Genomic DNA, 17876 nt, shown 5'->3' with positions numbered 1-17876 from the left:
AAGGTCTCCTAGGGCTCTAGCGCAGGAACGCCCGGCCCGCCGCGAAATCGCCCACCTCGACATAGGCCTTGCGGGTCATCTCATCGCCGCGGCCGGTGAAGACGAATTCGATCGTGACCGCCTCGCGCGGGTCCAGCTGCGACATCGCCTCGGCGACCGCGACGGGGAAGCGGAAGGCCAGTCCCGACTTGGCGCCGGTCGGCAGCAACGTCGGCGGGGCCTCCTCGCGGGTCTCGGCGTTGAACACCAGGCTCGCATTGCGCGGGGCGACCTTGCCGGTCAGCGCTCGCCCGGACTGATTGGCGATATAGGGACCGAGCGTGCGTTTCGTGTCGCGCAGGATGACTCGCGCCGCGTAAGGACGCTGGCCGTTCTCGAACGTGGCGACGGCGGTGACGGCCTTGTTGCGTCCGGCCAGGCCGAACATCAGTCGATCCGCCCCGAAGGCCGACATCTGCGATAGGCGCCAGAACGGGATGGTCGCCGACGAGGCCCGGTCCGCCTTCCACGACGAGACATCGCCAGGATAGGTCATGGTCTGCATCTGCGCGTAGCCGTCGAAGGCGGCTTTGACCCGAGAGGCGGCCAGCGTGATGTCCTTGGAATTGCAGGCGGCGCTGGCGGCCTTGGCGCGGGCCCTTTGCTCGAGGGCGGCGACCTGCGGTTCGCTGACGCCCGAGCGCAGGGTCGCGCCGCGGGCCTGGGCGCGCGCGGCGTCCAGCGCCGCGGCGATCTGCGGCGCGAACAGGCGGCAGCGTGCGTCGGCCGCGGTCATCAGCGTGCGCTCGTAGAGCTGGTCGGCCGCCTCGGCCGCGCGCGGCGCCGTGGGCGCGGCCAACATCGCCGCGAGCGCGATCGCCGCCATCCCCTGGCGGGCTCGACCTTTCTGATGCTCTGCGGACGTCATTGGCCTATGGGTGAGACTTTCGGAGGGGCGGTTCTAGGCCATCCCGGGTTGCGGTTCGGTTAGCATGCTACTTTCGACGGACATTTGGGTCGGCGCGCTGATCCGACGCGCGGAGCTGGGCGGAGCCTTCGCCGCGGTGGCGCGCAAGGGCGACGCGCGCGCCGGCGCGGTGTTGGTCAAGATCGTCAATCGCCGTGACGGGACCGCCCGGCTCTATAGCGAAGCCATGCGGGGCGATGGCGAGCGCTTCTGGATGCAGCCGGTCAGGTCGGTGTTCGAGCCCGATCTGGACGCCTATGTCGAACGCGCGGCGCGCATCGATCCTGATCTCTGGCTGGTTGAAATCGAGGACCGCGAGGGGCGCCATTTCCTCACCGAGCCAGTCGAGCCCGATCCGTCCTGATGGCTAACGGACGACATTAACCCTGATCCTAAACCGGACCGAAAGCCCGGATCGGGTACGTGTTTCGCCCGTAGCCGCCGAGTCCGTGACGCCCATGCTTTTCCTGATGAACGACGTCATTCTCAGTTTCGACCCCAGCGAACTGGCGCCGCCGGTGACGCGTGATCGCTTCGCCAAGCTGTCGCTGAACAGCGTGCTGGATCTGGGCAAGGAGCTGTTTTCGGAAGAGCCGCTGCTGCAGCACAAGGACATCGAACGCGCCCAGCGCTTGGCCGCGCTGATCATCACCAAGGCGCCGGATATCAACGCCGCCCTGTTCATCGCGCCCGCGCGCGGCTGCAAGGTCGAGGACGTCCAGGCGCGCTACGTGCAGCTGAGCGTGGAAGTCATGGGCGCGTTGCTGCATCGCCAGAATGCTGGCGCGCTGACCAACGCCGAGGCCGACCGTCAGGTCTGGCAGCGCTTGGCCGCCTAGAGCCTTATCGAGCGCCGCGTTCTAGAACTTAACGAACGTCATCAGCCAACTGATGGTCACGGCCAAGCCGACCAGGCCGGCGATCGTGATCCCAAAGCACAAGGCGCTGCCGGCGGGATGTTGCCGGCTTTGGGGACGGTGATGGTCGAGCAGGGCCATCGTTCGATTTCCTCCAGACACCCGACGATCTAAAGCCGTCGTTGGCGATGGAGGAAGCATGACTCCAAACCCATTCTTCGAATAGGGGGATTTTGAGCTTCTATTGAGCACTTCTCAGGACATGATGACGCGGTTGTGCTTGTCCGGTTCCTCGTCCCAAGCGCCTTTCAACCTGCGGTATAATATTCCGCGAACGCTGTTCTGAGCCTTCATGTAACCAACACGCGCCTGTCGTCCACCTGACAAGAGCCCTGGTTACCCCGCGCCGCATACAACAGCGCAGGTTCACGATGAAGCTCATGACGACGGCCGCCTGGGGCGTGCTCGCCCTGGTCCTATCCACCCAAGCCCATGCCCAGCAGGCTCCAGTCGCCAGCGAGACGGCGGAGGTGGACACCCTGGTCGTCACCGGCACGCGCCGGGTCGACCGCACGGCGTTCGAGTCGGCCGCGCCGGTCGATGTCGTCAGCCAGGACGCGCTGAAAAGCATCGTCTCCGACGAGATCATGGACAAGCTGGCGGCTACGACTCCGTCGTTCAACGTCCAGCGCTTGCCGGCCGCCGACGGCCAGGCCTTCGTGCGCCCGGCCACCCTGCGCGGCCTGTCGCCGGACCAAACGCTGGTGCTGGTCAACGGCAAGCGTCGTCACCGTTCGGCGGTGCTGGGCGGGCGCGGCCAGCAGGGCGTCGATCTGGCGGCGCTCGGGACCAGCGGCATCGAGCGGATCGAGGTGCTGCGCGACGGCGCCTCGGCCCAGTACGGCTCGGACGCCATCGCCGGGGTGATCAACATCATCCTCAGCGACAAGACCGGCTTCGAGGGCTACGGCCAGTTTGGTCGCTACTTCGCCGGCGATGGCGACAAGACCGAGATCGGCGCGCGTTACGGTCTTGCTATCGGCAATGGCGGCAGCGTGGTCGCCGCGCTGGACTACACCAACGCCGAGGCCACCTCGCGCACCCGCCAGCGTCCGGACGCCATCGCCTTCCAGGCGGCCAATCCGAACATCAAGGTTCCGAACCCGGTTCAGCGTTGGGGCCAGCCCGATCGCGAAGTGTGGCGGGGCTCGCTGAACCTGGTCCTGCCGATCAGCGACGCGATCGAGGCCTACGGCTTCGCCACCTATAGCGACATGCACGGCGTCACCGACTTCAACTGGCGCAATCCTTCGACCGATAGCTCGTACAAGACCAGCACGGTGTTTCCGGGTTGGTCGCTGAGCCAGATCTATCCGGCTGGCTTTTCGCCGAAATTCGGCCAGGACGAGACCAACGCCTCGGTCAACGGCGGCTTGCGCGGCGACGCCAAGGGCTGGTCGTGGGACGTCTCGGCCGGCTGGGGCCGCGACAAGGTCGACTACTTCCTGAACAACAGCATCAACGCCTCGTTTGGCCCGCAATCGCCGACCAGTTTCGACGCCGGTTCGCTGATCCAGGAAGAGGCGACCCTGAACCTCGACGCCTCGCGTCCGCTGGAATGGTCGTTCCTGGCCAAGCCGGCCAACCTCGCCCTCGGCCTCGAAGCCCGCAAGGAGACCTACAAGATCGAGGCCGGCGATCGCTATTCGTGGGATGTCGGTCCCGGCGCGGCGGCGGGCCTGCCCAGCGGCTCGAACGGCTTCCCCGGCTACGCGCCCAGCCAGGCCGGGTCGTGGGACCAGACAAGCTACGCGGCCTATGCCGATCTCGATCTGCCGATCACCGACAAGTTCGACGCCGACATCGCCGTGCGCCACGAGGACTTCTCGGAGTTCGGCCAGACCACCGACGGCAAGATCGCCGTGCGCTACGAGTTCACGCCGAACTTCGCGATCCGCGGCGCGGTCTCGACGGGCTTCCGAGCCCCGACGGCCGGCCAGATCAACAACACTCGCACCTCGCAGGGCCTGAACACCACGACCCTGCTGCTGTTCACTTCGGGCCGCCTGTCGCCGGTCAACCCGATCTCGGTCGCTCTGGGCGGCAAGCCGCTGGAGCCGGAGGAGTCGAAGAACCTGTCGCTGGGCGCGGTGTTCCGCCAGGGTGGCTTCACCGCCTCGGTCGACTACTATCGCATCGAGGTCGACAACCGCTTCGCCGTATCGCCGAACTTCACGGTCACGCCCGCCCTGCGCGCCCAGCTGGTCGCGGCGGGTATTCCCGGCGCCGACAGCCTGACGACGGTCAGCTACTTCACCAACTCGTTCGACACCCGCACCCAGGGCGTCGACGTGGTCGGCTCGTGGCGAGGCCAGGTCTGGGGCGGGCGCGCCGGCGTCACCGCCGCGTGGAACTGGAACGACACCAAGGTCACCCGCTCGAAGCTGACCGAGGTCTCGAAGCTGGCCCGCATCAACCTGGAAGACGGCCTGCCGCAGAACGCCGCCAATGTGTCGTTCGACTACGCCAAGGGCCGCTTCAGCGGCCTGATCCGCGCCCGCTGGTCGGGCGAGTGGACCGACGCCCAGGCCAACGGGACCGCCGATCTGATCCAGAACTTCTCGGGCAAAACCCTGGTCGACCTGTCGGTCAGCGCCCAGCTGACGGACGCGATCAAGCTGACGGTCGGCGCCGAGAACCTGTTCGACACCTATCCGGACGAGGCGACGTTCCAGGCGTCGCGCGGCCTGATCTACTCGCGCAACGCCCCCTACGACACCGACGGCGGCCTCTGGTACGCGCGCCTGTCGGCGAAGTTTTAGGGGGCGACGCGGCCGGCGCGGCGGCGAGGGAAGGTGACAAAAAGGGCTTATGAGGCTAGTCCCCGCCCATGAGCACTTCCCCCGCCGCTGAAGCCGCCCGTCGGCGCACCTTCGCCATCATCAGTCACCCCGACGCCGGCAAGACGACCCTGACCGAAAACCTGCTGCTGGCCGGCGGGGCGATCCGGGCCGCCGGCGCGGTTCGGGCGCGCGGTCAGACCCGGCGCACCCAGTCGGACTGGATGAAGATCGAGCGCGAGCGCGGCATCTCGGTCAGCGCTTCGGTGATGACGTTCGACCACGACGGCCTGATGTTCAACCTGCTGGACACCCCGGGCCACGAAGACTTCTCGGAAGACACCTACCGCACCCTGACCGCCGCCGACGCGGCGATCATGGTGCTGGACGCCGCCAAGGGCATCGAACCCCAGACCCTGAAGCTGTTCGAGGTCTGCCGGCTGCGCGACATCCCGATCATCACCTTCATCAACAAGATGGACCGCGAGGCCCAGGATCCGTTCGAGCTGCTGGACGAGGTGTCGTCGAAGCTGGCCCTGGACCCGGCGCCGCTGTACTGGCCGGCGGGCTCGGGCGGGCGGTTCAAGGGCATGCTGGACCTGCGCAAGGACCAGTTCATCCCCTATGCCAAGAAAAGCTCGACCGACGAGGAGGGGCATCCCGACCCCGTCGCCTTCAAGGGCAACGCGGTGGTCCAGTACCTGGACCCGGAAGAGAAGGCCGAGCTGGAAGACAACGCCATGCTGGTCACCGAGGCCGGCAAGCCGTTCGACGTCCAGTCGTTCCTGGAGGGCCACATGACGCCGGTGTTCTTCGGCTCGGCCCTGCGCCACTTCGGCGTCGCCGAATTGCTCGGCGGCATCGGCGCCTACGCCCCGCCGCCCAAGCCCATGCCGGCCACCAAGAACGGCGCGGAGACCCACGTCGCGCCGGGCGACAGCGAGGTCTCGGGCTTCGTCTTCAAGGTCCAGGCGAACATGGACCCCAACCACCGCGACCGGATCGCCTTCCTGCGCCTGACCAGCGGCCGCTTCACGCGCGGCATGAAGCTGAAGGCCCAGAACACCGGCAAGGCCATGAGCGTCAACGCGCCGATCATGTTCTTCGCCAGCGACCGCGAACTGGCTGAAGACGCCTTCGCCGGCGATGTGATCGGCATCCCGAACCACGGCGTTCTGCGGGTGGGCGACAGCCTGTCCGAAAGCGGGACGCTGCGCTTCGCGGGCCTGCCCAACTTCGCCCCGGAAATCCTGCGCCGCGTCCGGGTCAAGGATCCGCTGAAGGCCAAGCACCTGAAGAAGGCGCTGGAAGGTCTGGCCGAGGAGGGCGTCACCCAGCTGTTCCGCCCGATGATCGGCAGCGACTTTATCGTCGGCGCCGTCGGCCAGCTGCAGTTCGAGGTCATGGCCGACCGCCTGGCCAACGAGTACCAGCTGGAAGTGATCTTCGAGGCCAGCCCCTACGCCGAAGCCCGCTGGCTGGGCGGCGACCGGGCCGACGTCGAGGACTTCGTGAACAAGCACAAGTCGGCCATGGGCCAGGATATCGACGAGGCCCCGGTCTTCCTCGGCAAGAGCGCCTGGGAAATCGGCTATGTCGCCGAGCGCTATCCAAAGGTGCGCTTCGAGCGGACCAAGGAGCGGGCTTAGAGCTTTCTTCCTTCTCCCCTTGCGGGAGAAGGTGGCCCAAAGGGCTGGATGAGGGGTTTCTCGGGGCCGCCGGTGCGACCCCTCACCCGACCGCCTCCGGCGGTCACCCTCTCCCGCAGGGGGAGAGGGGGCAATTCTAGGCTTTAGAGCGTACCGAAATAGTCCAGTTCCGCGTGCTGGACATGATCGCCTAGCGCGGTCGCCTTGGCGTCCATGACCTCCTTGAAGGCCACCTTGAACTTGGCCATCTCCTCGGGCGTGCCGACCGAGACGCGGACGGCGTTGGGCCATATGGGCCAGGTGCGGCCGATCAGGACGTTCTTGGCCTTCATGGCGGCGAACACGGCTTTGCCGTTGCGGCCCGTGTCGATCATGAAGCAGTTGGTCTGCGGGTCGCCGATGACCTTGTAGCCGTTCGCCTTCAGCCAGGCGATCGTGTCGCGGCGGGTGTCGCCGATGATCTTGCGGCGCGTGGGGACCAGGCTGGCGTCCTCCAGCGAGGCGCGGGCGGCGGCCGAACCGGTGATCGGCATGGCGTTCTGACCGAAGGGCTTGAGCTTCTCCAGAAGATCGGGCCGTCCGACGGCGAAGCCGCACCGAATGCCGGCCATGCCATAGATCTTCGAAAAGGTGCGCAGGACGATCAGGTCCTTGCCCTGGGCGACCAGGTCCAGCGTGTCCGGCGCTTCGGTCAGGTGGATGTAGGCCTCGTCCACCAGCAGGATCGAACCGGCCGGCTTGTTCTCCAGCGCCCAGACGATGTCCTGCTTGGTGGTCAGGGTGCCGGTCGGGTTGTTCGGGTTGCAGATGTAGATAACGCCGGCCTGGGCGTCGGCGGCGACCATCGCCTTGACGTCGTGGGCGCAGTCGGCGGTCAGCGGCACTTTCACGACCTTCGCCTGGCTGGTCTTGGCCGCGTACATGCCAGCCTCGTAGGACGGGTCCGCCGTGACGAAGCTCTTGGTCGGCGAGGTGAAGGCCAGCACGCTGTAGTGCAGGGGCTCGGACGAGCCCGCATAGGGGATGACGTATTCGGGCTTGAGGCCATTCTGGGCCGCGAAGGTCCGGACCAGCAGATCGGTCTCGCCGTTCAGGTCGTAGCGCCCGCCCAGCGGGGCCACGCGGGCGATGGCGTCGCAGGCCGCCTTGCTCGGGCCCAGCGGGTTTTCATTGGCGTTGATCAGCACGGCGCCGGGCGGCGGAGTGTTGGGGCTTTGGCCGTGCAGCGCCATGCCCGAGGGCGGCGCGGCCGGGGTCTGGGCCGCTGCGTGAGCCAGGCTGGCCTCGGTCATGATCGGCGCGGCGGCGGCGATCAGCGCAGCGCCGCGCAGGAAGGATCGACGCCCCAGCGCCGGCTCGTCGGATATCCGCGTGGTCATCTTCTTTCACTCCCCATTGGCCTGAGGCGCCAGGACGAACCTCCCAGCGCGATCGCGCAAGAGGGGGAGGGCGCGTGACGACCATCCTGCCCAAGGCGCGGGCAGAGCCGGGCTTGCCATCGCCCCCGAGGCGCGAAATGAGTGCGGCTTCTGTTCGTCAGGAGTCGTTCCCATGTCCGCGCCCCTCGCCATCGGTCTCGTGGCCCACGACGACAAGAAGGCCGCGCTGGTCGGCTGGGCCAAGGCGCACGCGGACTTCCTGAAGGACAAGGCGCTGTTCGCGACCGGCACGACCGGTGGCCGGATCCTCGAGGCGCTGCCGGGGCTGGACCTGGTGCGCTTGAAGAGCGGTCCGTTGGGCGGCGATCAGCAACTGGGCGCGATGATCGCCGAGGGGCGGCTGGACGTGCTGATCTTCTTCGTCGATCCGCTGTCGCCCCAGCCGCACGACGTCGACGTCAAGGCGCTGATCCGCATGGCGACGCTGGCTAACATCCCGTTCGCCTGCAATCCGGCGACGGCCGACCTGATCGTCGCGGGCCGGGACTAGATCAGCCCGGGAACTTCATCAGGTTCGGCTTGGGGATAGCCGCCTTGAACGTCCCGCGCGACTTGCTGGTGTCCAGCCCGAACTCCGCCCAGGCGGCCAGGAAGCCATGGACCGCGTCATCGGCCGAGGCGGGGACCATCTCCAGCACAGGCCGCGCGGCGACGGCGGCGCGAGCGGCCGCCCAGGCGTCCGGCTCGGCGGCGGCGTAGTCGCCGTCCGACGTGACCAACTGGCTCGCGAGCTCAAGATCGGAAAAGCGCAGGATCACCGCGGCGTCGGAGGGTAGGTCCGATAGTCCTTCGAGGGCTTCGGTCAGCGCCGTGAGGCTCATCTTGGCGGCGGTCGTGCGCCGCTCGCCGCCGGCCGCGCCCTTGATCGCGGCGGCGCCAGTCTCGCCATCGATCCGGCGCACATACGACCAGCCGCCATAGCTCGGGTCCTGGCGGCAGAGGCTGGCGATCCACAAGGTGACGGCGACCATGGCGGGCTCCCAATCAACGTTCTGGCCGCGGTTCTAGCCTGCTTCGGCCAAGCTGGGGGAGGGGGTGCGAACGGAAGGTAAACATCACCCTAAAACTTATAGTTAACGTCATTTTAAGATCGATGAACGCCGTTCTAAAAAATGAGTTGTTTGGCTCGTGTTGGGCGTATTCGCAAAAGCAAGAAGTGTGCCAGATTGGCCCATCATCCGCCCTTTTGGGTGACCTTGCGACCTGGGTATAAAAATTTGGGAAATATTTATGGTTAACGCGTCGTAAAGACCTATTAATCACTTGTTAAAGCTGCTGGCTCCGGTTTTGCTGCTTGGGCGTTGAACCTTCGACGGCTGTCCCGGGTTGGGACGTCCCCAAGTGGAGTGCGCTGGCCATGTTCGAATTCGGACGAGATCTGAAGCGGCTGTTCGGTGTTGAGACCGACGCCAAGAGCGCCTGGCGCGAGGGCCTGACCGGCGGCGACACCTCGCTGCTGGAACTGCTCGACACGCGCCTGCTGGCCAATGAGGCGCGCTCGGCCGACGTCGCCGCTAGTCGCCTGGGGACCAAGGAGCGCGGGGCGCGCCTTCTGGAAGCCGCCGTGATCTGGCGCGAGCTGGCCCGCCGCACCGGCGACGCCACGGCGCTGCGCAAGGGCGCCGCCCAGGCCGAAGCCGCCGTGAAGATCTTCGAGGCCGAACGTCGGCAGGACGGCCTCGCGGCCGCCCGCTGCGAGCAGGTGATGCTGGCGCTGCAAGGCGCCGACCTGTTCGGCGACGAGGGCCTTGTCGCCGCCGCCATCTCGACCCTGGCCCGTACGCCTGACCAGCATCGCACCGCGCTTTGCGGCGCCCTTTCCGCCGCCCTTGAGGGGCGTGCAGCTCTGGCGGCGGGCGATCTCGACCGCGCCCTGGCCGCCGTCCAGGCCTTCGAGGCGCCGATGCGCGCCTTGGCCGCGGCCAAGCGCGCCAAGGGCGGGGCCGCTCGGCTGCTTTTGGCTGACCAACGCGCCAACCGCATCGATCTCATTTTGAACTGCGCCGCGCGGCTGAAGGATCGCGCTCTGGCGGAACTCGCCGCCTCGGAGGCCAAGAGCGCGCTCGAGGGTCTCGACGCCGACTTCGAACCGCTGGTGTGGGCGCGACTGGAGTGCCTGCGCGGGGCCGCTCTGGTGCAACTGGGCGACCTTGACGGCGAGATCGCTCGCATCGGCGAGGGTGTTCAGGCGATCACCGACGCGGGGCAGGTCATCTCGCTGGGCCACAGCCCGATGGATTGGGCCCGCGCCCAGGCGCTGCTCGGGGCGGTGCTGCAGACCATGGGCGAGGCCACCACCAGCGAGCGCGTCTTCGAGCAAGCCGTCTCGGCCTATGACCGCGCCACACAAATCCTCAAGGTTCAGCCGGCCCTGGCCCTACGCGCCCACGTCGCCAACAACCGGGCTCTGTGTCTGGCGCGCTGCGCCGAGCTGACCGCCGACCTGGCGGTTCTGGACGCGGCCGAGTTGGCCTTCAAGGCCGAGCTGGCCGAAGTGCGCGGCGCGCGCGATCCCGCCAGCTGGGCGGTCGCCCAGATGAACCTAGCCCGCCTCTATGAAGCGCGGGTCGAGATCACCGGCCGCGACGACGGTCGCCTGGCTCGAGCTGGCGTGGCTCTGGCCGCGGCCTTCGACATCTTCTCGGAGCTGGGCCTGCGCTCTCTGACCGACCTAGCGGCACAGGGCCTGCAACGTCTCCAGCGGGCTCCGGCCGTCTGACCCGAAACGGGACGCGGCGGGGCCGCCAGAAGAACGACAGTAAAGGGATGAACTCGTGATTGCTTCGCTCGCCTTGGTCGCCGCCGTGGTCGCCACTCCCGTTCCGGCCAAGACCGCCTCGGACATGCTCGTCCCCGCCTCGCAGCCGCGCGAGGCCGTCGCCCTGCTGAATTGCCTGGTGAAGAACGACGGCCGCCTGACGGCCTGCACGGTGCAAGATGAGACCCCCAGCGAGCTTGGCGTCGGTCAGGCCGCTCTGTCGATGGCCTCGCAGTTCCAGGTCGACCTGCTTGGCCCGGACGGCAAGAGCCGCGCGGGCTCCTACATCCAGGTGCCGGTCCGGATCCGCATCCGCTAGACCTTGACGACTTCGCCGTCTTCCTTGGTGAAGCCGGCGGGACGCTGTTCGAGCAGGTCGAGCACGAGCTCCGAGGGGCGGCAAAGGTTCGCGCCCTTCGGGGTTACGACGATGGGCCGGTTCACGAGGATCGGGTGCTCGATCATGGCGTCCAGGATGCGTTCCTCGGCCACGTCGTCCGCCAGCAGGCCCAGCGTCTCGGCGGGCGTGCCCTTCTCGCGCATCAGCTGACGTAGCGACAGTCCGGTCTTGACGACGAGGTCGCGGAGCTGGTCTCGCGTCCAGCCGGCCTTCAGATACTCGACCACTTCGGGCTCGTAGCCGGCCGCCCGGACCATCGCCACGACATTGCGCGAGGTGCCGCAGGCCGGATTGTGGAAGATCGTGATGGGGAAGTCCGCGGTCGTCATGCGGTGCGCTCCGTCTGGAGAAGCCAGCCGAATACGCCGGCGGCCAGAAGCGCGCCGACGAATTGGGCCAGGATGAAGGCCGGCGCGCTGGCGGGCGCGATGCCGGCGAAGGTGTCCGACAGGCTCCGCGCGAGCGTCACCGCCGGATTGGCGAAGGATGTCGAGGCCGTGAACCAGTAGGCGGCCGTGATGTAAAGCCCCACCGCCATCGGCGTGCTGTCCGGGCGGAAGCGCACCGTCCCCAGGATCGTCGCGATAAGACCAAACGTCGCCACGACCTCGGAGAAGGCTTGAGCGCCGCCGTCGCGGGCTTTGGTCGAAATCTGCAGGATAGGCTCGCCGAACATGGCGTGGGCGATCCAGACGCCCAGCGCCGCGCCGCCGATCTGGACGGCGACATAGGCGAGGGCGGTGCGGAGCGAAAGGTCCCGCCGCGAGACTGCGACCAGCGTCACCGCCGGATTGAAGTGCGCGCCCGAGATCGGCCCGAAGATCCAGATCAGGACGACCAAGGCCGCTCCCGTGGCCAAGGCGTTGCTCAGCAAGGCGATCGCGGTGTTCCCCGCCGCCAGCCGCTCACCCATGATCCCCGAGCCAACGACCACGGCGAGGAGGAGGGCGGTTCCGAGCCCCTCGGCGACCAGCTTTCGCGCTAGGCCTATGCTCACGAAGGAGCCTCCGACGCGGGCGCGCAGGCAGAGGCGCAAGAGGCCGCCCGGTCCAGGGCCGCGCTCAGCGGCGCGCAGATCTCGGGCGCGCCGTCGCAGCAATCTTCCAACAGGAAGCCGAGCATGCCGCTCATCGCGCCGTAGTTCGCGGAATAGATGATCGAGCGCCCTTGGCGCCGCGAGGTGATCAGGCCCGCGCGCGACAGGACGTTCAAGTTCGCCGACAGGCTGTTGGGAAGAACGGACAAGGTCCTGGCGATCTCGCCGGCCGGAATTCCAGCGTCGCCGGCTTTCACCAACAGACGAAAGATCGCCAGGCGCGCCTCGTGGCCGAGGGCGGACAGCATCTGGACGGCGGTCGATGATTCCATATTTCCAGCATATTCGAAATATTATGCGGTTCAATGACAACCAAGCGCCGCGACCCACCGTCGCGCTGGGCCTTGCCGGGCCTCCGAAAAGTTAACTCCTAACGCCTCGTTAACCATATCTCGCCCAAGCTGAAGCCCTCGATTCCACGGCCTTTGGCGGCCGATTCCCAAGAGGCTTTCGATGACGGGCGCCGAGGTTCTAGATGTCGGCCGGGACGCGATCTGGCTGACGCTCAAGCTATGCGCGCCCGTGCTGATCGTCGGCCTGGTGGTCGGCGTCGCCATCGGCCTGTTCCAGGCCCTGACCCAGATCCAGGAGCAGACCCTGGTCTATGCGCCGAAGATCGTCGCGATCTTCATTTCGCTGCTGATCTTCCTGCCGATGATGGGCGCGTTGATGAGCGCCTTCATGCGCCAGATCGCCGCCCGCATCGCGGGCCTGTAGCGGAAGGGCAGGGGCGCGTGAATTCCTTCGCCACGGCGTTTCAGGTCTATGTCGCCGCCCTCGTGTTCTCGCGGGTGGGCGCCATGGTCATGACCATGCCGGGCGTTGGCGACCAGTCCGTGCCGCCGCGCATCCGCCTGTCCTTCGCGCTGCTGATGGCGATGCTGCTGGGGCCTCTGGTCCAGGACACCGTGCCGCCAATCCCGACCACCCTGGGCGGCCTGGTCGGCGCGGTCATCCACGAGATCCTGATCGGCCTGATGATCGGCTCGGTGCTGCGGCTGTTCATGATCTCGCTCACCACCGCCGGTGAAATCATCTCGCTGCAGACGACCCTGTCCTTCGCCCAGACAACCAATCCGGCCATGCAGGGCTCCAGCACGGCGGTAGCCAGCTTCCTGTCGATGATGGGCCTGACCCTGATCATGGCGACGGGACTGCATCACCTGTTCATCGGCGCGATCGTCAAGTCCTACACGCTGTTTCCGTTCACCCGCGCCGTGCCGGTCAACGACGCCGTGACCCTGGCCGTGCGCACGGTGGCGGAGTCGTTCTCGCTGGGCGTCCAGCTGGCCGCGCCGGTGATCGTCTTCTCGCTGGTCTTCAACCTCGCCACGGGCCTGGTCGGCCGGGTCATGCCCGCCTTCCAGATCTTCTTCGTCGCTTCGCCGCTCAGCGTGATCCTGGGCCTGTCGCTGCTGGCCCTGTCCCTGGGCGGCATCGCCATGGTCTGGACCGACCGCTATCGCGAGCTCTTGCAGGTCTTCGCTTAGGGGGCGCGCATGGCGGACGATACGGATCCCGAGTCGAAAACAGAAGAACCGTCGGCGAAACGGTTATCCGACGCGCGCGCCAAGGGCGACGTCGTCAAGTCGGCCGACATCCCGCAGCTGGCTTCGCTGGTGGGCGCCGTCTCGGTGGTGATCCTGGCCGGCGGCTGGCTGACCCGCGACCTTTCCGCCGCGCTCTATCCGTTCATCGCTCACGCCGGCACGATCGACCTCTCCAGCGGCGGGGCGATGGTGGTGATGAAGCAGGCGACCATGGCCGCTTTGCCGCCGCTGATCCTTGTGATGCTGGTCTCGGCGGCCTGCGGCGCGGCCGCTCACATCGCCCAGTCCGGCTTCCTGCTGACGCCCGACAAGCTGAAGCCGGACTTCAGCAAGCTCGACCTGATCAAGGGCCTGGGCCGTATCTTCGGCATCGACGGCTTCGTCCAGTTCGCCAAGTCGGCGGTCAAGTTCCTGGTCACCGGCCTGATCGCCTGGATGGTGCTGAAGCCGCACGTCGGCGAGGTGCGCAATCTGGTGGGCCTCGACCCGGCTCTGATGCTGCCCGAGGCGATGAAGCTGTCGAAGTCGCTACTGATCGCCGTGATCATCTTTCTGACCGGGACGGCCGCCTTTGACTGGTTCTGGCAGCGCCAGCGCTTCATGAGCCGGATGCGGATGACCCTCCAGGAGGTCAAGGAGGAGTTCAAGCAATCGGACGGCGACCCGCACATCAAGGGCAAGCGCCGCCAGATCCAGATGCAGCGCTCGCGTCAGCGGATGATGCAGCAGGTGCCCAAGGCGACCGTGGTCGTCATGAACCCGACCCACTACGCCGTGGCGCTGAAATACGAAGCCGGCGAGACGCCCGCCCCGCTTTGCGTCGCCAAGGGCGTCGATGAACTGGCCTTGAAGATCCGCGCCATCGCCGAGGAACATGGCGTGCCAGTGCTGGAAGATCCGCCCCTGGCGCGGGCCCTCTACGCCAGCGTCGAGGTCGATGAGGAAATCCCCGTCGAGCACTTCGAGGCGGTGGCTAAGGTCATCAGCTTCATCCTCAACGGCAAGAAGCCCCAATCGCGGGCGCGCCCGCTGTAGACCCACGTCCGAAAAAAAGACCTAGCCCTCGGGAAAGGTTATTGTTTCAACGATCTCCGGTGAGTCGCAGCCTCGCCGTAACCAAGGTACTCATGCCGCCGATGGCCGATCTTCACCTCCAGGACAAAGCCTTGGTCGGCGCGGGACGCCGGCGCTTCGATCCGTGGCTGGCGGGCGCGGCGCTCTTCTTCCTGGCGGCGGCGGGCTTTTCGGCCGCGCCAGCGCTGAAAGCGGGGCCGGCCACCCTGGCGGGCCTGCTGTTGCTGCTGGGCGTGGCGGGCGTGGCCGTGCTGGGTCTGCTGGCCATCCGCGGGACGGCGCAAAGCGGCGACGATTCTGACCAAGCCGAGACCTTCATCGCCGCCCTGAGCGAGCCGGCAAGCCTGGCGGCGCCGGATGGTCGCGTGCTGGCCGCCAATGGCGCCTGGCGCGCGGTGATGGGCTCGCAGCGCCGCCTGCCCAAGGGCGTGGCGGGCGCGGGCCTGTTCGCGGCCATGGTCCAGGCCCGCAGCGGCGAGATGGCCGAGGGCGCGCTGCGCGTGGGCGACGCCGATCACCTCGCCAAGGTCTCCTGTCTGCCCGGCGGCCGTCTGCTGATCCGCCTGTCGCCCGTCGCGACGCCCGAGCCCGTGGCCGAGCCGGTCGCGCCGGCGCCCGCGGCCGAGCGCGCCGCGCCGCCGCCCAACTCGCTGGACGCCTTCGCCGGCGCCTCGCCGTTCGGCGCGGCCTTGCTGGAAGGCCTGGAGCCGTTCACCTCGCGCGTGCTGGAGGCCAATCCCGCCCTCACCACCATGACCGGCGCCAAGGCTGGCGTGGTGTTCGGCGACCTGATCGACGCGGCCTCGCGGGCCGACGCCGAAACGCGCCTGGCCGAAGGGCGCGCGGGTCCCTACGAGGTGCGCCTGGCCCGCGACGCCACGCGTATCGCCCACCTCTACCTCTACCGCGCCGAAGGCCGCCTGGTGGCCTACATGATCGACGTCTCGGAGCAGAAGCAGATCGAGCTGCAGCTGGCCCAGGCCCAGAAGATGCAGGCGATCGGCCAGTTGGCCGGCGGCGTGGCGCACGACTTCAACAACCTGCTGACGGCCATCCAGCTGCGTCTGGACGAGCTGCTGCACCGTCACCCGGTCGGCGATCCGTCGTACGAGGGCCTCAACGAAATCCGCCAGACGGGCGTGCGCGCCGCCGACCTCGTCCGCAAGCTGCTGGCCTTCTCGCGCAAGCAGACCGTCCAGCGCGAGGTCTTGGACCTTGGCGAGCTGATCTCCGAGTTCGAGGTCCTGCTGCGCCGCCTGCTGCGCGAGGACGTCAAGCTGATCACCGACTACGGCCGCGACCTGCCGCAGGTCCGCGCCGACAAGAGCCAGCTCGAGACGGCGGTCATGAACCTGGCCGTCAACGCCCGCGACGCCGTGAGGGCGGCCAAGGGCGGCGGCGTCGTGCGCATCCGCACCGCGCGCCTGAGCCGCGACGAGGCGATCCAGCTGGGCTTTCCCGCCGCCGATGGCGACTGCGCCTTCATCGAGGTCAGCGACGACGGTCCCGGCATCCCGCCCGACGTGATGGGCAAGATCTTCGACCCGTTCTTTACCACCAAGCCGGTGGGCGAGGGGACGGGCCTGGGCCTGGCCACCGTCTACGGCATCGTCAAACAGAGCGATGGCTGGATCCATGTCCACAGCCGTCCCGGCGAGGGCGCGGCGTTCCGCATCTTCCTGCCGATCTACGACGCGCCCGTTGGGGTGTCGGCCGCCCAGACCGCCGCGGCCGAACCGGCCAAGCCGCGCGCCGCCCGCGACCTGTCGGGCGCCGGCCGCATCCTGTTCGTCGAGGACGAGGACGCCGTCCGCAGCGTCGCCGCCCGTCTTCTGCGCGCTCGCGGCTACGAGGTGCTCGAGGCCGCCGATGGCGAGGAGGCGCTGCTGATCGCCGAGGAGCACGCCGGCACGATCGACCTGCTGATCTCCGACGTGATCATGCCCGGCATCGATGGCCCGACCTTGCTCAAGAAGGCGCGCGGCTATCTCGGGACCGCGCCGGTGATGTTCATCTCCGGCTACGCCGAAGCCGAGTTCAGCGACCTGCTGGAAGGCGAGACGGGCGTGACCTTCCTGCCCAAGCCGATCGACATCAAGACCCTGGCCGAGCGGGTCAAGCAGCAGTTGCAGGCGGCTTAAGCCGCCTGCTCGCAGTCTAAGTCTCGGGCCTAGGCCCTGGCCGGCAGGAACCTTGGATTGCGCAGCAGCGCCGCGCTGACCAGGGCGACCAGCAGACCGACCGGGAAGATTTCGGCGAAGGTCATGGGCAGGCGATACAGCGGATTGGCGTAGGATCGCTTCATCGCCTCCAGGTCCGCGGCCAGCTTGGCGTAGGCCTCGCCGCTCAGACCAGCGGCCTTCTTCTGGGCCAGCGTGGCGGCCACATACTGCTCCATGAAGCTGTAGTGCGTAAGCGCCAGATAGACCTCCCAGATCAGCACATAGGCCAGGGACGCCACGACGGCGACGCCCAAGCCGATCAGGAAGGCCGGCCAGAACTTGATGACGCCGCCCAGAACCTTGTCGCGATGCTGCTTGATGGCCAGCAGGATCGAGGACAGGCCGACCAACATGATCAGATAGCCCAGCCAGACGCTGGAATGCGGCGCGCCGCCGCCGATCACGATGGTGATGATGATGCCGACGATGATCACGGCGCCGGAGAGCAGGCCGTAGCCCAGGATAGTGCGGGACATGTCATTCCTCCTCCGCGCCGCCCCCTGCGACGCGTCCCGAGGCTTGCCGCCGATCAGAGCACGGCGGTATCGCCCAAAAGGGTGAATTCGACGGTTTGGCGCCTCTGCCGGGCCGTCAAGGGATGAGGGCCAGCTCGCGCGCTTTGCCGACGGCCTGGGTTCGGCGGCTGACGTCCAGCTTGCCGTAGAGATTGGTCACGTGCGTCTTGACCGTGTTGGGCGAAAGGCCCAGGTCGCGGGCGATCTCCTTGTTGGAGCGGCCGGCCGCCAGCCTTTCCAGCACCCGCACCTCCTGACCCGTCAGGCCGAGGCTGGAAAGCGCGGCGTCGTTGCGCTGGAACGTCTCGGACCTTGGCCTGACCGCCAACTTCCAGCCGACCCAGACGCCCGCCGCTGCGAACGCGGTTCCAATCAGGCCGGCATAGATCTTCCAGGACAGGATGCGCAGCAGGAGTTGTTGCTCCAGCCACTGGAGGGCGAAGGCGGCGGCCGCCAGGACCAGCGCCCAGATCAGGATCGTACGCGTCATGTGGCGAGGGTGCGTGATCCCCGCGCCGCGTCAATGGGGG

At 67.5% G+C, this 17876-nt stretch carries 20 protein-coding genes; 11 read left to right on the top strand and 9 right to left on the bottom strand.

Annotated elements, in window-relative coordinates:
* Window positions 1-16: 16 nt before the first annotated feature.
* A complete protein-coding gene (locus CSW60_RS05605; protein ID WP_099536305.1) occupies window positions 17-907 on the bottom strand; it encodes a hypothetical protein in 891 nt (296 codons plus the stop codon).
* 64 nt (window positions 908-971) lie between these two features.
* Between CSW60_RS05605 and CSW60_RS05600 the strand changes: the two genes are divergently transcribed.
* Entirely contained in the window at window positions 972-1310 is a 339-nt protein-coding gene (locus tag CSW60_RS05600; protein WP_099536304.1) for a DUF1491 family protein, read from the top strand.
* Between the two features lie 94 nt (window positions 1311-1404).
* On the top strand, window positions 1405-1785 hold the full coding sequence (locus CSW60_RS05595; RefSeq protein WP_099536303.1) for a hypothetical protein: 381 nt from the start codon (window positions 1405-1407) through the stop codon (window positions 1783-1785).
* 21 nt (window positions 1786-1806) lie between these two features.
* On the opposite strand, the gene CSW60_RS23600 is transcribed toward CSW60_RS05595, so the two are convergent.
* Window positions 1807-1944 (bottom strand): hypothetical protein, encoded by a 138-nt coding sequence (locus tag CSW60_RS23600; protein ID WP_201722970.1) that lies wholly within the window; start codon window positions 1942-1944, stop codon window positions 1807-1809.
* 299 nt (window positions 1945-2243) lie between these two features.
* Here CSW60_RS23600 and CSW60_RS05590 point away from each other — a divergent pair, with 299 nt between their 5' ends.
* Window positions 2244-4625 carry a TonB-dependent siderophore receptor gene (locus tag CSW60_RS05590; RefSeq protein WP_236634220.1) on the top strand — a complete coding sequence of 794 codons (2382 nt, stop codon included), beginning with the start codon at window positions 2244-2246 and terminating at the stop codon, window positions 4623-4625.
* A 68-nt stretch (window positions 4626-4693) separates the two neighbouring features.
* The gene (locus CSW60_RS05585) at window positions 4694-6292 is read left to right on the top strand and encodes a peptide chain release factor 3 (RefSeq protein ID WP_099536301.1); all 1599 of its coding nucleotides are present in this window, start codon (window positions 4694-4696) and stop codon (window positions 6290-6292) included.
* Between the two features lie 143 nt (window positions 6293-6435).
* Here the strand turns inward: CSW60_RS05585 and CSW60_RS05580 are convergent, their stop codons facing one another.
* Complete coding sequence (locus tag CSW60_RS05580) at window positions 6436-7671, bottom strand: pyridoxal phosphate-dependent aminotransferase (RefSeq protein ID WP_099536300.1); 1236 nt, start codon at window positions 7669-7671, stop codon at window positions 6436-6438.
* A gap of 172 nt (window positions 7672-7843) precedes the next feature.
* Here CSW60_RS05580 and CSW60_RS05575 point away from each other — a divergent pair, with 172 nt between their 5' ends.
* Window positions 7844-8221, top strand: coding sequence for a methylglyoxal synthase (locus tag CSW60_RS05575; RefSeq protein ID WP_099536299.1), 378 nt, complete (start codon window positions 7844-7846; stop codon window positions 8219-8221).
* 1 nt (window position 8222) lies between these two features.
* Here CSW60_RS05575 and CSW60_RS05570 read toward each other — a convergent pair whose 3' ends face one another.
* Window positions 8223-8702, bottom strand: a complete 480-nt coding sequence (locus CSW60_RS05570; protein WP_099536298.1) for a ribonuclease H — start codon at window positions 8700-8702, stop codon at window positions 8223-8225.
* Window positions 8703-9088: 386 nt separating this feature from the next.
* On the opposite strand from CSW60_RS05570, the gene CSW60_RS05565 reads away from it, so the two are divergent.
* Both CSW60_RS05565 and CSW60_RS05560 read left to right on the top strand, forming a co-directional pair.
* On the top strand, window positions 9089-10450 hold the full coding sequence (locus CSW60_RS05565) for a hypothetical protein (RefSeq protein WP_099536297.1): 1362 nt from the start codon (window positions 9089-9091) through the stop codon (window positions 10448-10450).
* 55 nt (window positions 10451-10505) lie between these two features.
* A complete protein-coding gene (locus CSW60_RS05560) occupies window positions 10506-10808 on the top strand; it encodes an energy transducer TonB (RefSeq protein WP_099536296.1) in 303 nt (100 codons plus the stop codon).
* Here the strand turns inward: CSW60_RS05560 and arsC are convergent.
* Genes arsC through CSW60_RS05545 form a run of 3 tightly spaced genes read right to left on the bottom strand, consistent with a single transcriptional unit; the run spans window position 10805 to window position 12257 of the window.
* Entirely contained in the window at window positions 10805-11218 is a 414-nt protein-coding gene (gene arsC, locus CSW60_RS05555) for an arsenate reductase (glutaredoxin) (RefSeq protein WP_099536295.1), read from the bottom strand. The two genes, CSW60_RS05560 and arsC, sit on opposite strands and share 4 nt — an antisense overlap.
* Window positions 11215-11886, bottom strand: coding sequence for an MIP/aquaporin family protein (locus CSW60_RS05550; RefSeq protein WP_099536294.1), 672 nt, complete (start codon window positions 11884-11886; stop codon window positions 11215-11217). The genes arsC and CSW60_RS05550 overlap by 4 nt, the downstream gene beginning before the upstream one ends.
* Window positions 11883-12257, bottom strand: coding sequence for a helix-turn-helix transcriptional regulator (locus CSW60_RS05545; RefSeq protein WP_201722969.1), 375 nt, complete (start codon window positions 12255-12257; stop codon window positions 11883-11885). Before CSW60_RS05545 ends, CSW60_RS05550 begins: the two co-directional genes overlap by 4 nt.
* Before the next feature lie 181 nt (window positions 12258-12438).
* On the opposite strand from CSW60_RS05545, the gene fliQ reads away from it, so the two are divergent.
* From fliQ to cckA, 4 genes are all read left to right on the top strand, one after another.
* The gene (gene fliQ, locus CSW60_RS05540) at window positions 12439-12702 is read left to right on the top strand and encodes a flagellar biosynthesis protein FliQ (protein ID WP_066683014.1); all 264 of its coding nucleotides are present in this window, start codon (window positions 12439-12441) and stop codon (window positions 12700-12702) included.
* A gap of 17 nt (window positions 12703-12719) precedes the next feature.
* Window positions 12720-13475 (top strand): flagellar biosynthetic protein FliR, encoded by a 756-nt coding sequence (gene fliR, locus CSW60_RS05535; protein ID WP_099536293.1) that lies wholly within the window; start codon window positions 12720-12722, stop codon window positions 13473-13475.
* 9 nt (window positions 13476-13484) lie between these two features.
* Window positions 13485-14570: a flagellar biosynthesis protein FlhB gene (flhB, locus tag CSW60_RS05530; protein ID WP_099536292.1), complete on the top strand. Its 1086-nt coding sequence runs from the start codon at window positions 13485-13487 to the stop codon at window positions 14568-14570.
* A 101-nt stretch (window positions 14571-14671) separates the two neighbouring features.
* Complete coding sequence (cckA, locus tag CSW60_RS05525) at window positions 14672-16750, top strand: cell cycle histidine kinase CckA (RefSeq protein WP_099537559.1); 2079 nt, start codon at window positions 14672-14674, stop codon at window positions 16748-16750.
* 29 nt (window positions 16751-16779) lie between these two features.
* Here cckA and CSW60_RS05520 read toward each other — a convergent pair whose 3' ends face one another.
* Window positions 16780-17307, bottom strand: a complete 528-nt coding sequence (locus CSW60_RS05520; protein ID WP_099536291.1) for a DUF4199 domain-containing protein — start codon at window positions 17305-17307, stop codon at window positions 16780-16782.
* A 115-nt stretch (window positions 17308-17422) separates the two neighbouring features.
* Window positions 17423-17836: a response regulator transcription factor gene (locus CSW60_RS05515; RefSeq protein WP_099536290.1), complete on the bottom strand. Its 414-nt coding sequence runs from the start codon at window positions 17834-17836 to the stop codon at window positions 17423-17425.
* Between the last annotated feature and the right edge of the window lie 40 nt (window positions 17837-17876).

It is taken from the genome of Caulobacter sp. X (assembly GCF_002742635.1).
Taxonomy (GTDB): Bacteria; Pseudomonadota; Alphaproteobacteria; order Caulobacterales; family Caulobacteraceae; genus Caulobacter.
This window is presented reverse-complemented; position numbering and strand designations above follow the sequence as displayed.

Bases quoted from the DNA above. Each gene is read 5' to 3' on its own strand.
- CSW60_RS05605 (WP_099536305.1), bottom strand. From the start codon at position 907: ATGACGTCCGCAGAGCATCAGAAAGGTCGAGCCCGCCAGGGGATGGCG.
- CSW60_RS05600 (WP_099536304.1), top strand. From the start codon at position 972: ATGCTACTTTCGACGGACATTTGGGTCGGCGCGCTGATCCGACGCGCG.
- CSW60_RS05595 (WP_099536303.1), top strand. From the start codon at position 1,405: ATGCTTTTCCTGATGAACGACGTCATTCTCAGTTTCGACCCCAGCGAA.
- CSW60_RS23600 (WP_201722970.1), bottom strand. From the start codon at position 1,944: ATGGCCCTGCTCGACCATCACCGTCCCCAAAGCCGGCAACATCCCGCC.
- CSW60_RS05590 (WP_236634220.1), top strand. From the start codon at position 2,244: ATGACGACGGCCGCCTGGGGCGTGCTCGCCCTGGTCCTATCCACCCAA.
- CSW60_RS05585 (WP_099536301.1), top strand. From the start codon at position 4,694: ATGAGCACTTCCCCCGCCGCTGAAGCCGCCCGTCGGCGCACCTTCGCC.
- CSW60_RS05580 (WP_099536300.1), bottom strand. From the start codon at position 7,671: ATGACCACGCGGATATCCGACGAGCCGGCGCTGGGGCGTCGATCCTTC.
- CSW60_RS05575 (WP_099536299.1), top strand. From the start codon at position 7,844: ATGTCCGCGCCCCTCGCCATCGGTCTCGTGGCCCACGACGACAAGAAG.
- CSW60_RS05570 (WP_099536298.1), bottom strand. From the start codon at position 8,702: ATGGTCGCCGTCACCTTGTGGATCGCCAGCCTCTGCCGCCAGGACCCG.
- CSW60_RS05565 (WP_099536297.1), top strand. From the start codon at position 9,089: ATGTTCGAATTCGGACGAGATCTGAAGCGGCTGTTCGGTGTTGAGACC.
- arsC (WP_099536295.1), bottom strand. From the start codon at position 11,218: ATGACGACCGCGGACTTCCCCATCACGATCTTCCACAATCCGGCCTGC.
- CSW60_RS05545 (WP_201722969.1), bottom strand. From the start codon at position 12,257: ATGGAATCATCGACCGCCGTCCAGATGCTGTCCGCCCTCGGCCACGAG.
- fliQ (WP_066683014.1), top strand. From the start codon at position 12,439: ATGACGGGCGCCGAGGTTCTAGATGTCGGCCGGGACGCGATCTGGCTG.
- flhB (WP_099536292.1), top strand. From the start codon at position 13,485: ATGGCGGACGATACGGATCCCGAGTCGAAAACAGAAGAACCGTCGGCG.
- cckA (WP_099537559.1), top strand. From the start codon at position 14,672: ATGGCCGATCTTCACCTCCAGGACAAAGCCTTGGTCGGCGCGGGACGC.
- CSW60_RS05520 (WP_099536291.1), bottom strand. From the start codon at position 17,307: ATGTCCCGCACTATCCTGGGCTACGGCCTGCTCTCCGGCGCCGTGATC.
- CSW60_RS05515 (WP_099536290.1), bottom strand. From the start codon at position 17,836: ATGACGCGTACGATCCTGATCTGGGCGCTGGTCCTGGCGGCCGCCGCC.